12 protein-coding genes are annotated in these 14,496 nt (G+C 43.1%); 3 read left to right on the forward strand and 9 right to left on the reverse strand.

The window, feature by feature from the left end; genetic code table 11:
* Positions 1-26: 26 nt before the first annotated feature.
* From AC58UU_RS15305 to AC58UU_RS15335, 7 genes are all read right to left on the reverse strand, one after another.
* The gene (locus tag AC58UU_RS15305) at positions 27-2,213 is read right to left on the reverse strand and encodes a RelA/SpoT family protein (protein WP_497316936.1); all 2,187 of its coding nucleotides are present in this window, start codon (positions 2,211-2,213) and stop codon (positions 27-29) included.
* Positions 2,214-2,404: 191 nt separating this feature from the next.
* Positions 2,405-2,917, reverse strand: coding sequence for an adenine phosphoribosyltransferase (locus tag AC58UU_RS15310; RefSeq protein ID WP_497316938.1), 513 nt, complete (start codon positions 2,915-2,917; stop codon positions 2,405-2,407).
* Complete coding sequence (gene recJ / locus AC58UU_RS15315) at positions 2,914-5,361, reverse strand: single-stranded-DNA-specific exonuclease RecJ (RefSeq protein WP_497316940.1); 2,448 nt, start codon at positions 5,359-5,361, stop codon at positions 2,914-2,916. The genes AC58UU_RS15310 and recJ overlap by 4 nt, the downstream gene beginning before the upstream one ends.
* A gap of 108 nt (positions 5,362-5,469) precedes the next feature.
* Positions 5,470-6,423 (reverse strand): cation diffusion facilitator family transporter, encoded by a 954-nt coding sequence (locus AC58UU_RS15320; RefSeq protein ID WP_497316942.1) that lies wholly within the window; start codon positions 6,421-6,423, stop codon positions 5,470-5,472.
* 65 nt (positions 6,424-6,488) lie between these two features.
* Entirely contained in the window at positions 6,489-7,415 is a 927-nt protein-coding gene (secF, locus tag AC58UU_RS15325; protein WP_497316944.1) for a protein translocase subunit SecF, read from the reverse strand.
* Positions 7,405-8,637 carry a protein translocase subunit SecD gene (gene secD, locus AC58UU_RS15330; protein ID WP_497317339.1) on the reverse strand — a complete coding sequence of 411 codons (1,233 nt, stop codon included), beginning with the start codon at positions 8,635-8,637 and terminating at the stop codon, positions 7,405-7,407. The genes secF and secD overlap by 11 nt, the downstream gene beginning before the upstream one ends.
* Before the next feature lie 202 nt (positions 8,638-8,839).
* Positions 8,840-9,190 (reverse strand): post-transcriptional regulator, encoded by a 351-nt coding sequence (locus tag AC58UU_RS15335; RefSeq protein ID WP_497316946.1) that lies wholly within the window; start codon positions 9,188-9,190, stop codon positions 8,840-8,842.
* A gap of 166 nt (positions 9,191-9,356) precedes the next feature.
* On the opposite strand from AC58UU_RS15335, the gene spoVB reads away from it, so the two are divergent.
* Positions 9,357-10,922: a stage V sporulation protein B gene (gene spoVB / locus AC58UU_RS15340; RefSeq protein ID WP_497317341.1), complete on the forward strand. Its 1,566-nt coding sequence runs from the start codon at positions 9,357-9,359 to the stop codon at positions 10,920-10,922.
* 8 nt (positions 10,923-10,930) lie between these two features.
* Here the strand turns inward: spoVB and AC58UU_RS15345 are convergent, their stop codons facing one another.
* Together AC58UU_RS15345 and AC58UU_RS15350 are read right to left on the reverse strand one after the other, a co-directional pair.
* Complete coding sequence (locus tag AC58UU_RS15345; protein WP_497316948.1) at positions 10,931-11,611, reverse strand: DUF421 domain-containing protein; 681 nt, start codon at positions 11,609-11,611, stop codon at positions 10,931-10,933.
* A 106-nt stretch (positions 11,612-11,717) separates the two neighbouring features.
* Positions 11,718-13,058 (reverse strand): ArsB/NhaD family transporter, encoded by a 1,341-nt coding sequence (locus AC58UU_RS15350; protein ID WP_497316950.1) that lies wholly within the window; start codon positions 13,056-13,058, stop codon positions 11,718-11,720.
* A 55-nt stretch (positions 13,059-13,113) separates the two neighbouring features.
* Between AC58UU_RS15350 and AC58UU_RS15355 the strand changes: the two genes are divergently transcribed.
* Together AC58UU_RS15355 and AC58UU_RS15360 are read left to right on the forward strand one after the other, a co-directional pair.
* On the forward strand, positions 13,114-13,548 hold the full coding sequence (locus AC58UU_RS15355) for a TIGR04086 family membrane protein (protein ID WP_497316952.1): 435 nt from the start codon (positions 13,114-13,116) through the stop codon (positions 13,546-13,548).
* A 95-nt stretch (positions 13,549-13,643) separates the two neighbouring features.
* On the forward strand, positions 13,644-14,480 hold the full coding sequence (locus AC58UU_RS15360) for a phosphatase PAP2 family protein (protein WP_171644742.1): 837 nt from the start codon (positions 13,644-13,646) through the stop codon (positions 14,478-14,480).
* The last annotated feature ends 16 nt before the right edge of the window (positions 14,481-14,496 follow it).

Raw genomic sequence — 14,496 nt, forward strand, 5'->3', positions numbered from 1 at the left:
TAATCTCCTTAACTTTACAACATCGGTTAGCTTTGCATAATACGCTGAACGGAATAAACATCTTTAACACGTTTAATTTTCTCAACAACGGACTGCAGATGGTCTATATTTTTGATTAAAATGGTCATATGAATCGTAGCCATCTTATTCTTATCTGAACGTCCCGATACAGCGGAAATCATCGTTTTGCTTTCTGAAACAGCTTGGAGTACTTCGTTTAAGAATCCACGGCGGTCATGACCTGTGATTTCAATCTCTACGTTGAAATTGGATTCGACAGCTTCGGCCCAATCGACCTCAATGACCCGTTCCTCTTCCCCCATACTCGTAGGAATGTTCGTACAATCAGAACGATGCACAGACACGCCGCGTCCTCTTGTAATGTACCCAATAATCAAATCGCCAGGTACAGGATTACAGCAGCGTGCGAAGCGGACAAGCAGATTGTCGACGCCTTTGACACGGACACCGTTAGTTGGACGGCTTTTGCGTTCAGATGAAGCCTGCGCCTTGACCTCCTTGACCTCGCTAGTAAGCTTCAGCACCTGCGCTTCTTCGGCTTCCTTACGCAGTTTCTCCGTTAGCTTCGTACATATTTGTGCAGCTGTAATACCGCCAAAACCTACGGCTGACAGCATATCTTCAATATCACTAAAATTAAACTTCTTCGCGGCTTCAAGCATTTTATCGTCGCTCATCAATGTCGGAGGATCGATCGCCAATCGTTTGAGTTCGCGTTCAATCATGTCTTTCCCTTTTTCGACGTTCTCTTCGCGTTTCTCTTTCTTAAACCACTGCTTGATCTTACTTCGAGCATGAGAGGATTGCGCGATTTTAATCCAATCCTGACTAGGTCCGTAAGAATGCTTAGAAGTCAGAATTTCAATAATATCCCCTGTTTTCAACTTGTGGTCCAAGGGAACGATCCGGGAATTTACTTTGGCACCAATTGTGCGATTGCCGACTTCAGTGTGAATCCGATAGGCAAAATCCAGAGGCACAGAGCCGGCAGGAAGCTCGATAACTTCCCCTTTTGGCGTAAAGACGAAGACAAGGTCTGAGAAGAAATCCATCTTCATGGATTCCATAAACTCGGAGGCGTCATTGGTCTCGTGCTGCAGCTCCAGAATTTCACGGAACCAGCTCATTTTGTCCTCGAATGTGCCCGAAGGTACAACAGAACCGCCTTCTTTGTAGGCCCAATGCGCAGCGATACCAAACTCTGACGTCCTATGCATCTCCCATGTGCGAATCTGTACTTCTAAGGGCTCTCCCTTAGGACCAATCACCGTCGTGTGCAAAGACTGATACATATTCGGCTTCGGCATCGCAATATAATCTTTGAAGCGTCCAGGCATTGGTTTCCACAAGGTATGAATAATACCTAAAGAAGCGTAGCAGTCCTTGATGCCATCGACAATAACACGAAGTGCCATGAGATCGTAAATCTCATTGAATTGCTTGCCGCGGGAGCTCATTTTTTTATAAATACTGTAAAGGTGCTTAGGTCTTCCAGAAATATCTCCCTGAATACCCATTTCATCCAGCTTTTCTTTTATGCTATGAATAACGTCCTCAATATATTGCTCACGCTCAGTACGCTTCTTCTGCATGAGGTTAACGATTCGGTAATACTGCTGCGGATTCAAATAACGAAGAGCAATATCCTCCATTTCCCATTTAATCGTGGAAATACCGAGTCGATGGGCAATCGGACAGAAGATCTCCAGCGTCTCCTCCGCAATACGGCGCTGGCTCTCTTCGGATTGGTACTTCAATGTGCGCATATTATGCAAACGGTCCGCCAATTTAATAAGAATAACGCGAATATCCTGCGCCATAGCAACGAACATTTTGCGGTAGTTCTCGTTCTGCTGCTCCTCTTTGGACTTGAACTTGATCCGTTCCAACTTCGTCAAGCCATCCACTAGCATCGCGCAAGTTTTCCCGAATTTATCTAGAACAGTTTCCAGTGAAACTGTTGTATCTTCAACGACATCATGCAGAAGTGCAGCAATCACGGATGTGACATCCATCTGCATGTTCACCAATATCTCTGCAACAGCGAGTGGATGCAGAATATAGGGCTCACCCGATTTGCGTACTTGGCCATGATGGGCTTCATCCGCGAATTCATAGGCCTCCCTAATCCTCTGCAAATCATTCTCTTTCAGATAGGTGGCGGCCTTCTCCAGCAGCTGCTCTATACCCATGCATCTACCCATTCCCTTTAATCGATTTTTATTCATTATGCCTGCAAGGCAGGCTCCACGTCAACTGTTCGTACCATGCATTCGACAAAAAGCAGCATTTTCTCCCAATTCACTGAAAGTATTTATGAATTGTTAGCTTTCATTGTATAAAAAAGAATCGAACACTAACATTCGATTCTGAGCTTTTAATTTTAATATTGAACTAAGGAAACCACGTCAATCCCATTAAACTTACTTCTACCGTCTAAGTAGGATAACTCGATCAAGAACGCAGCCCCTACAACTTCTCCGCCAAGCTGGTTAATCAGGTCGATCGATGTTTGAATCGTTCCACCTGTTGCAAGTAAATCATCTGCAATCAGTACCTTTTGACCTGGTTTAATAGCATCCTTATGCATGGCTAATTTATCCTTGCCATATTCAAGAGCATAGTCAGCCTCAATCGTCTCGCCAGGCAATTTGCCACTTTTACGAATCGGAATAAAGCCTATTCCAAGTGAATAAGCGAGCGGAGCGCCAATGACGAAGCCACGTGCTTCGGGACCCGCAATAACATCGATTTGTTTCTCTTTAATTAATGCTTTCATTTGATCGATAGCTTCTCTATAAACAGGCCCGTTTTGCAATAACGTTGTGATGTCCTTGAAACGAATGCCCGGTTGTGGAAAGTCCGGGATAACGCGAATGTATTCTTTGAAATTCATATAATTTCCTCCAAAATGTGATTTTCTTTTTTTATTTGATCGGCAATCCATTCCTCCAGCTCTTTGGCTGAGGAGTACATGACTATGGATTCAACTTCCTGGCGATGCAATCTATGTTGATACAAGCGGGATGCTGTTAAATCTCTCTTCGCAGGTGACGCATGCAGTTTAACGAAGCCGCCTTGTTTTTCAACAAATCCAAGCTCCTCAAAAACGGATAAAATAAATTGAATCATTGCAGGAGAAAGACCCGATCGTTTACTAAACGAAGTCATTAATCGTACATCCTGAACATTCAGCGATCCTTCTTTTTGCAAAGTGCCATACAGCATTTTAAACATGTCTCGAGAAGGCAGGGTACTGCCGCTGTCTGGCCCTAGCTCGGCAAATACTGGATAACAGCGCATCATTCCACTGGCCTGATGAAGCACACTTTGCAAACTAGCAACGCTGCGTGGGATCGTGTACAAAATAATATCCTGCATGTTAGCAAATTCCAATTGCTTGGCTGGTTCGTTACCCGGCCGTAATTGTTCACTATCTTGAACAATCCAGTAGGGGACTGAACCCCCTAACTGAAACGCTGTTGAAGTGAACAAGACTGCATCTGCTTCGTCAAACAGAACGATAGCTGGAGTTAGTGTGCGGTTACCATTCAACGCAGCAATCGTGCTCTGAAGTACGCTAAGCTTTGTACTCAATTGCCCTGCTCCACGCCAATCAAACAGCTGCATATGCGTTATACGAAGATCCTGCATCATAATTTGAGGCTTCCTCACACCGTTCCACTCGTTAATTGAAAGCTCTCCAAGCACGTCTACCTTAGCAGCAGGTGCGATCAGACCCGCCAAGCTTCCTTTACCGAAGCCGACAGCTTCCACTGAGCAGCTTACTTCTTCCTTCATCTGGGAGAGCGCTAGCTTGAGATGCTGTTTCTCCTTACCCATCGTACGGATGTCGCCGAGTGATAAATCGGTGAACATGAACCTCGGCGCAGGATTGCCCATACCGAAGGGCGCGAGCTTCTCTAACTGCTCAATACTTGCAATCGGAACATCTGACAAGCTGCACGCTGCATCTGCTTTCAGAAGTGGAATGAAATCCTGTTCCGTTAGCGCAGCAGCTGCTAGTTCGTTCAGCTTATGAGTGAATGCCTCCAAATGGCTGCTATTCAAACTCATACCCGCAGCCGCTTGATGACCACCGTAGTGGTCGAGCATCTCATCACAAGCCGTCAGAGCTTTGTGTAAATCAAAGCCAGCAATCGAGCGAGCAGAACCTTTGGCCATACCCGTCTGTGGATCTATGCTTAGCACTAAGGTCGGACGGTAAAATTTCTCTACAATCTTGGATGCAACAATACCGACAACACCGACGTTCCATTGTTCCTTAGCGACAACTATCACTTTATCTAAACCTTTGGCTTGCTGTTGTTCGGCTAGAACAAAAGCTTCTTTCACCATGTCTTCTACGATAAGTTGACGTTCTTTATTCAGCATATCCAGTTCAAAGGCAATTTGCTCCGCTTCTTTCTCATCCGATGTTGTGAGCAGCTTCACAGCTATATCAGCGGCTTCCAATCGGCCGCTTGCATTAATTCTCGGTGCTAGCGAGAAACCAATATGAGATGCGGTCACTTCCTTATTTTCAATACCGGATACACCAATGAGTGAACGAAATCCTGCGTAAGTAGAATCCTGCATTCGCAGCAGCCCCTGCTTCACGATTAAACGATTCTCCCCCGTGAGAGGCATTAAATCAGCAACCGTACCAAGCGCTGCAAACTCCAACAGTTCTTCAGGCAATCGATCAAGTAGTGCATGGGCCAACTTAAAAGCAACGCCAACGCCTGCGAGATGCTTATAAGGGTATGGGCAGTCTGGCTTCTTCGGATTAATGACGGCTAAAGCTTGAGGCAGTATATCAGGAGGCTCATGATGATCCGTCACGATAACATCTAGGCCTAATTCCTGACAATAGGCTATTTCTTGAACGGCACTAATGCCTGTGTCAACGGTGATTAATAGCATGACGCCTTGTTCTTTGGCTAATTCGATCGCAGAGCGATTCAGCCCATAGCCTTCTCGAATGCGATGAGGGATATACGTATCGAAACGAGCGCCTAGGCCTTTTAACAAATGGGCCATCAATGAGGTGCTGCTTACACCATCTGCATCGTAATCACCATATACACGTATTAATTCATCATTCTGAAGAGCTTTTCGGATGCGTTCTACAGCTGGAAGCATCCCGTCAAGCAGATACGGGTCATTATAATAGTGGACTCCGCCATGCAAGAATTGCTCAGCATCTGGCACGGTGCGTATATCTCGAAGAACAAGCATTCTGGCAACGAGCGGGTCTATCTGCAGCTCGCGCACAAATGATTCAACGAGCATTTCATCCGCATTTCCTATGCTCCATCTTGCCTTCGGTGCTAGCACTCGGTGTGTCCTCCTTAGAGTTTTGCTGTGCAAAACTTTCTACGTAAGCATAGTCTTAGAGTTTTCCTTATGGAAAACTTTCTTCGTAAGCATAGTTTTGGTGCTTATTTAGTGAATAACGGATGGAAATTCATTTAACTCGGTATCCGTATTATTTTTGTAAGGATATCCTGCATCATAGGGGTTTACTTGAACAAAAACATCGGAAACATGATGGAATCGTTTCATCAACTGCTGCTTGATCTTTTTGGAGACTTCATGCCCTTCCCATACAGTTACCCTTGGATTCACGCTTATTTTGATATCAACAACGACATAATGGCCATGTTCCCTTGCTTGCAAGTCATCGACGGTTATTACGCCTTTTATCATCTGTACGGCAGCAATCAATTCAGCGGCATCTTCTTGCAGCAGGACATAATCGGTTTTCGTATGTAAGGCTTCTTTAAGTAACGAATACCCCATCTTCAGCACCATGAGAGATATAAATAATCCCGCAAGTGAATCCAAATAATAAAGAAAAGATATGTTTAGGTAATTGCCCATTAAAGCTCCGAGCACACCAATAAGAGCTACAATAGAAGAGTATATATCGGAACGGTGTCCCCAGCTATTAGCAATTAATTCCTGAGATCCTAAACGCTTGCCCATCCGGTATGTATATTGAAACATAATCTCTTTTACCAAGAGCGAAATCCCAATTCCAACAAGAGCGTACACCTTAGGAGCATGCTCGACGTCAACCCATATGGATTTGATGGTCGAAATGCCCAGTTCAACACCTAGGACTAGAATAACAATCGACATTAAAATAGATGTGATAGATATCTTCTTATCTTGCCGATTGGGGTAAGCTTCTTGAGGCGCCGTTTCTGCTGTTCTTAGTTTAATTAATGCAGAAGATGAACTTACTGCCTCAGATGCTGAATGTACCGCGTCAGCGAGAAGTGCTTTACTCTGCGACATAAACCCAATAATAACATTGAGACAGGCAAGAGCAATATTGCCAGCAATACCTACCCAGACAGTGAGTTCTGTCTTTTGAAAACGCTCGTCATTCACGTGGACACTCCCCCTGAACGGATACAAAGGCCGCGCAACATTCACGCGGCCGGTTATTATGGTTATTACGCTGCAGCTTTCTTTTTAGAACTGCGCAAAGATTTTCTTTTCAATAAATACCAGAGTGAACATGCAATGAAAATAGACGAATAAGCTCCACTTGTTAAACCGATTAATTTCGCAAGTGCGAAAAGTTTAATGGACTCACTACCGAAAATATACAAACACCCTGCGGCTAACAATACCACTAATACAGTATTGATATTACGTGCCATCGTTTGCCAGATACTATCGTTGACCAATGCAACGAGATCTTCGTCCGTTTTGAGTTTAGCAAATCGCAGATTTTCACGAATACGGTCAAAAATAACGATTTTATCATTGATGGAATAACCGATTGTGGTCAATACTGCCGCTAGAAACGGTAAGTTGACTTCAAAGCGGAAAATCGCAAACATAGCGATAACCATAAAAGCATCATGAAGTATGGCAATAATCGCTGCTACGGCAAAGCGCCATTCGAAACGAATACTTACATACAAACAAATCAAAACGCTGGAAATGGCCACGGCATATACCGCTTTAAGCAGCAATTCCTTCGCTAATTGCGGATCAACTGTGTTGATTTCTTTGGAAACCTCAGTGCCATAAGCGGTTGCGAATGCTTTCTGGATCTTATTTACCGTATCATCATTCAGAACATCATCGAATCGAATGGAGACACGGTCGCTGTTATTACCGCCGATTGTTGGATCCGCGAAGTTCGATTTTAAATCGCCATTCGTTGTAAGAGTATGCAAGATCTCTTCAACCTTGACCTTGTCTAGTTGTTTGCCAACAACAAGATCAATATTCGTTCCTGCTTTGAAATCGACACCGAAATTCATGCCCGAGAACAGCATAACGGACAGACCAATAACAAGAAGAGCAATCGAAATAATGAAGAACTTATTGCGATTTTTCACAAAATCATATTGTTTCTTAAAGCCCACGGATATCTGCCTCCTTCACACCGAAATAACTTGGCTTTTTCAGCAAGTTGCCCCGTATGATAAGATGCAGCAGCCATCTGGAGAACAATACGTTCGTTAAGATACTGATAATAATACTCATCATCGTAATAACCGCGAATCCGCGAATTGCGCCGTTTCCGACGTAGTACAGAACAATACCAGCAATCAAATTCGTTACGTTAGCATCCATAATTGTACGGAAAGAATGTTTCGAGCCTGATTTCAAAGATGAAAGAATGCTCTTACCGGCACGTATTTCCTCACGGATTCTTTCATAAGTAATAATGTTCGCATCGACCGCCATACCTGCTCCTAAGACGAGGGCAGCAATACCTGGCAGCGTTAATGTTGCATTCATAAAGTCGAATATTGCCAATAGTACCCATACATAAGTAATCAGTGTAAAGGCAGCCACTAGACCTGGTGCACGGTAATAAAGTACCATGAAGATGAAGATTAAGATCGAAGCAATCAAACCAGCTCTAGCCGTTTGGTGCAGCGATGCTTGACCTAAAGTAGCATCCACACGCTGAATATATTTCTCTGTTAATTTCAATGGCATCGCACCCAAGTTAATCATCTTGGCTACATTCGTTGCTTCAGTTACACTCGTTTGTGTAATAATCGCCGAATCACTGTCAATGGGAAAATTAACAGATGCTGTCGACTTCACTTCATCATCCAAATAAATGGAAAGTGTGCTTCCAGTAAGTTTAGTTGTCACTTCTTTAAATTTCTCTCTGCTTTTCATCTTGATTTCGACAATCGGTTGCTTCGTATTCGGATCGTAGCTTAATTTAGCCGCGTTTTCTACGAAATCCGTTCCGTTCATATAAACCGTTCCATCCGGACCTCTAAAGGTAAGAACCGAGGGCTTAGACATTAAGCCTCTAACTTCTTCTTCATTTTTCACGCCCGCAAGACGTACACGAATGCGATCCGTTCCTTCCGGATAAACCTCAGGTTCGGCTACACCAAGTTTGTCAGCTCGTTTCGCAAGACTCTCTGCTGCTTGCGTAAGCGTTTCCTTCGTCAATGGTGCACCAGCTGCCAAAGGCTCTGCGGTGTATAAAATTTCAAACCCGCCTTTTAAATCCAATCCAAGCTTAATTCGTTCTACAAGACTAGGGCTTGTTACTCCGATCGCTCCGAGAACAATAACAACCGTTAGAAAAAAGAACGATATTCTTTTCCAATCCACCATCTCTTGCTTGTCTCCCTTCCATACTCAATATGCCTATTATACTCAGGTCTGAAAATCGAGTCAATTTAAGTCGTTTCATCAGGATAAACGGCTCCGTTGTCCTTGTAGAACAAGGAACAGTGCCGTTTGTCAAGGTTGAAGGAAGCATTAAGTTGTCAAAACTTATACTTTCTTGTCAACTGAAAAAATAAGCCCATTCTTAGAATTGGGCTCCTCTATACATGCTAATCGTCATCCAGTTCATGAACGCCGTTGATTTGAGCGACAAAATGTCATTTACGATTTGATGAAGAGAAGGGACACCCGTTTTGCGGTATTTGTCACTAACGCAATCCCATATATCTTTACCACTCACGTGTTCGTAGCCAAGCATAATAAATTCTTCAACTTTGCTTAAACATAAACTTTCGATAAGCTCGTTAAGTTCTATATCAGTAAGGGAAACCTCTTCTTCCTCAGAGTCAATGGATGCTAACTCGCTAGTTTCTGCCTGTTCATTCTTCTTGTCCTCAGGATGATGAGGTACTTGATCGTTATCTTCTCCGTTCATTGGGAGAACCTCCTAAGGTGTGATTTTACCTTTACTCATTAGAATAATTCGATGTTCATCCACCATTTTCCTGCCAAACTGCGACCTGTCCACAAAATGTTAGCATGAGCTTGGCCAACCCTCGCATAGTCATAGGATATGACACGTATCGGAAGAGGGAATGGCAGTGACCAAGCAGTCGTTTATTAGAGGCACGATGATCCTGTTAGCCGCAGGCATTTTGAACCGTATTCTTGGCTTTATACCTAGGATTACTTTACCGCGTGTCATCGGTGCTGAAGGTATCGGTATTTATCATATGGGTTGGCCATTTTTATCCGTCATCTTAACCATTATAACAGGCGGGATACCTGTTGCGATTGCCAAATTGATAGCAGAAGCAGAGGCTGAACACAACGAAACGAGAATCCGCAGCATTCTAAAAATATCGTTAGCTATTACCATCTGTCTCAGTGTCGTATTTACGATCGCTTGTGTCGCGGGAGCTTCGTGGATTACATCTCATTTATTAACTGACTCACGAGTTTACTACACGTTCCTGTGTATGAGTCCAATGATCCCGATTATCGGAATCTCCGCCGTCTATCGCGGCTATTTTCAGGGAAGACAGAATATGATTCCTACCGCTACTTCTCAAATTATGGAGACACTCATCCGTATCGTCATGGTTCTCATTTGTTCGTATGTAATGCTCCCTTATGGGATCGAATATGCAGCAGCTGGTGCCATGATGGGGGTCCTAGCAGGAGAAATTGGCGGCCTAGTTGTCTTAGCCATCCATTTCAAGTACGACAAGAAAACATCTCCTAAAGCCCCTATCGCTCAAATTGGTACGAATAAAACGAATGGCCGGCTTTCTAATTTTCGTAGAATCATGCGAATTTCAATCCCTATAACAGGAAGTAAACTGATTGGGGCAAGCTCCTACCTGTTCGAATCCATTCTCATTGCACAAAGTCTAGCGATAGCGGGTATTTCAACTTCATTGGCTACAGCCCAATACGGCGCCTTACAAGGGATGATTATCCCCATCATACTTCTGCCAAGCGCACTTACGATGTCATTGTCGGTCTCGCTCGTTCCCTCCTTAAGCGAAGCAGCCGCCCGCAAAGATATCAAAACCATTCACATGCGGCTGCATCAATCCTTGAAGTTGGCTTTAGTAACCGGCGCTCCATTCGCTGTCCTTATGTTCGTTCTTGCTGAACCGATCTGTACATACATGTACAATCAACCTGATGTAGGGGTCATGCTGAAAATGATGGCTCCTATCGCCATATTTATTTATTTTCAAGCTCCTTTACAGTCCGCCTTGCAGGCTTTGAACAAGCCAGGAGCCGCTTTAATCAACACGTTGATTGGCTCATCTGTAAAGCTTATTCTCATATATTGGCTTGCCAGCAAGCCGGAAATGGGTATTCACGGAGCTGTTTTCGCCATCAATGTGAACATCGTCTTGGTAACACTTCTGCATTGGAATAGTGTTGTACGCCTGTTGAAATTCCGCATGGAAGGCAGTGACTTCGGTAAAATCGGGGCAGCTATGGCGCTTTCCGGGCTTTGCAGCTATTTCGTCATGTATACTTCTTGGACTTCAACCGATTGGCTTCGTTTTGCAACCTCTTTTCTCATAGGATTTATTGTATACTTATTGTTCATCACTGTATTTCGTCTGATTAGCTTAAAGGATATAACCCGGCTTATGAATATGGGCAAAAAAATCATACGCTGATGAGCAGCTTATCTTTTACGATCCAAAAACATTCGCCCTCTATGATCAATGGAGCAGTAAAACACTTCTTTAAAATCACGGGCTCCTTTAACTTGGAGTTGATTTTTCAGCCAAAATCTGGTTTTTCCTATTTTCTCCAAATTCTCATCCTGCACTTTACCATCCATAATGAGAGGCAGCGGAAGTCCTTCATAGCGAATCGTACCCTTCACTCCATCATTGACTTCGGCTGTCTCTTTCACTTCTCTCTCCACTACACTTAACTTCCCCGAAGGTTCTAACACTGCGAACTCCACGTCTGCTACATTCATAATCTTATTTTGTCTTAGCTGCAGCATCAAATCATCTAAATTATATCGATGCTTCTTCATTTCCTCTCGGTCAATCATTCCTTTGTTGATTAAGACACTCGGCCTTCCGTCAAACAGAATTCGAACGGTTCTACTTTTTAGCGTAATAAACGCAATGATGATTTGGATGAGTACCAGCGTTGCCATCGGGACAAGCCCATCCATGAGTGGTTTGCTGGAATCCTCAAGAACAAAGACCGCAATTTCTGCAATCATAATCGAGATCACAAGATCAAACAGCGAAAGTTTACCAATTTCACGTTTCCCCATGATCCTTAACATGAGAAAAACGACAAAGTAGATCAGCACGGTACGTAAAAAAATGGTCAGAATATCCATTGTTAGCCTCCCCTGATCTAAGCTCTTGCTTCTCGGAGTTCAATGGTATTCTGACCGCTCATGCACTTCATCATGCAGAATTTACGTATTCAATTGTTGGCAATTCCTACAGAAATAACTTGAAATAAATTGTAGCTGCTATGAATAAAAGCAGGGAAATCGGAGCGGCCACGATCATATATCCACGCTGAGTTAGCCCTCCCCCCTCCTGATCAGAAAGAGCGGCCGCATACATGCTAGTCATAGAACTTAGAAGAGTTACCCCGCTGCCAATGGCAGTTCCAACGATTAACGACCACCATAACGAAGAAACTGTTGAGATACCGTCTGCACTTGGCAGCATACTACCCATATGCTCTATGACTGGAATCATGGCAGCAGTGTAAGGAATGTAGTCCATCATCGCAGAGCCAAAGCCAGTAAGCCATAACAGAAGAATGGATAAGAAAGGGATATTTCCTTGACTGATTTCTAAACCCCTCACTGCAATAAATCCGGTAATCCCGGCATACGTTAAACCACCGATCATGATGAATAATCCAAAGAAAAATAGTAATTGTGTTTCTCTCAAGCCTTGCCATATGGAAAGATAGTCTCTTCGTTTAAACAGTTGGATTAGTTCTTTGTAGTTTAATGCCAATAAGGTCACTGCCCCACATGCAGCAATATACGAGGCATTCCACCCTAGAACGTCTTGAAGCAACAATGCCAACAATGTAAGTCCGGTGATTAAACAGCTCCCAGCAAGAAATCCTCGATCTGAAGCTAAATAGGATGCGGGTTGTAAAGTAAGCAGCTCTCTTTTATACGATTCTGCTACAATCATTTTCTTCCCGTAAATTAACCATATCACGAGATATACGATGGCTAGCAAGATGATTACAAGAGGCCCAAGCTTTATTAGCATCTCCCCAGTTGATATGTTCTCTGCAGCTCCAATCATTCGGTTAGGCAAATTCCCCATGAGCGTTGCAGCTCCGCCAATATTCACGGATAAGAGAATGCTAATCAGAAAAGGAACTGGAGATAATTTCATCATTTTCGTCGTCTTCAACAAGATGGGTACTAGTACAGCTATAGCTAGCAAACCGTCCAAAAGCGCTGATATTATCGCTGAAAGGACTGACAAACTAAGTAGAACCGTAATTGGTTTTAAACGAAACTTTCGTAGGATATGACTTGCCGAATAATCAATAATTCCTGTTTTCTGAAAAACGCCAGAAATAATAAATAAGCTTGTGATTAGTAAAAGAACATGCCAGTTCGCGTAACTTGTAACTGCCTTGCCAAGAGGAACAATCCCCAACATTATCATCAGAAGGGCTCCACCTAATGCTGTATACACCCGATCCCATTTCTCAATCAAGATACATACATAAGCCGCGGCAAAAATGATCAAGGCAACGATAGCTTGCCATAAAGCTGGACCTTGAGAAAATTCCGTCATAATTATCCCCTTCCCTTTGAACAGTCTGTACTAATTCTATGTGCTTGGCCATACAATGATGTTAATGAAACGAACGAATATACGAAAGGATTGGTGGCCTGTGAACCCTATGAAAACGGTCAGTCAGGTTCGGATAACGTCTCCTTTATTTTCTGGACTTGTTTATTCATTAAGTATGATGACAATTGGAACAATAGTGACGTCATTATTTCTGCTTTTAACCAGCACACAAGAAAGTTCTCTGCATATGTTAACTACGATTATCCATGCAGTTTCTCTATTTATTGGAGGCTGGGTTTCAGGCAAAAGAGCTGGAAACCGCGGCTGGTATCACGGGGGTATTGTAGGCTTAGTCTATTTTATCCTCATTTTTTTGGTTGGTTTTCTTGCTTTCGATGCCGGTTTGAATCTTCAATCCCTTCAATTACTTAGCATTCTTTTCGTGTCAGGAGCATTGGGCGGAATACTCGGAGTTAACACGCAAAAATAAGACGTTTCCGTGAAGATATCACTTTCCCCCTTAGATTGTGGTATAATATCATAGTTATTGCCGCAAATAATTTCCAATATTAGGGGGAAAACACCATGAGCCCTTTTCATTCTATGACGCATGCAACAGTCTATATAGTTATTACTGTTTTAATTTTCCTGATTGCTGCGACCCGTAAAAGTCCATTTAATATTGCTGGAAGCTTCGTTCAAGAAATATTTACTTCTCGTAAGTATCTCCTTCACTTTGTGGCACTGATTACGATCCTATTCTTTAATAAAGTCGAGATGTGGGTTGAAAAAGGGATCGATATCAAAACCGATTTTACCAAGTCTATCTACGGCATTGAAGGCAACTTTGTTTCTGCCATTCAGCACTTTTTCCATAATGATACATTAACATTAGTTAGCAGTTATTTTTATGTGGTCGTTTTTCCTGCTGTAATGATAACATCGATTGCGCTTTATACGTACCAGAAAAATTATAGACTCTTTTACGCCATTTGCTACGCACTCATGTTCAACTATATGATCGCTATTCCATTCTATCTGTTTTTCCCAGTTAACGAAGTTTGGTCGTTTCATCCTAATGTTAAGCTTTTGATTCTTGATGTGTTCCCAACCTTCGAGCAAGATTATCGGCCACTTTCTGGACTTGATAATTGTTTTCCAAGTTTGCATACATCGATCTCGGTTTCGATGGCTGTAATTGCAGTGAAGAGCCGCAGTACGTTTTGGAAAATATTCGTGCCTTGCTCTTCAGCCTTCATCATCTTCACGATCTTTTATCTGGGCATCCACTGGTTATCTGACATGTGTGCGGGTGTTGTGCTTGGTGTCGTAGCAGCCAGAGTGGGCTTACGCATTTCCGATGGCCGTCTCGTTCTTGGCGAGCAAGCTCTGCTGAAACGGTTAAAGAATAATGAACTATAATCCTAGTTTTATATCC

The sequence above is a fragment of the Paenibacillus sp. JT22N1 genome (assembly GCF_059692155.1).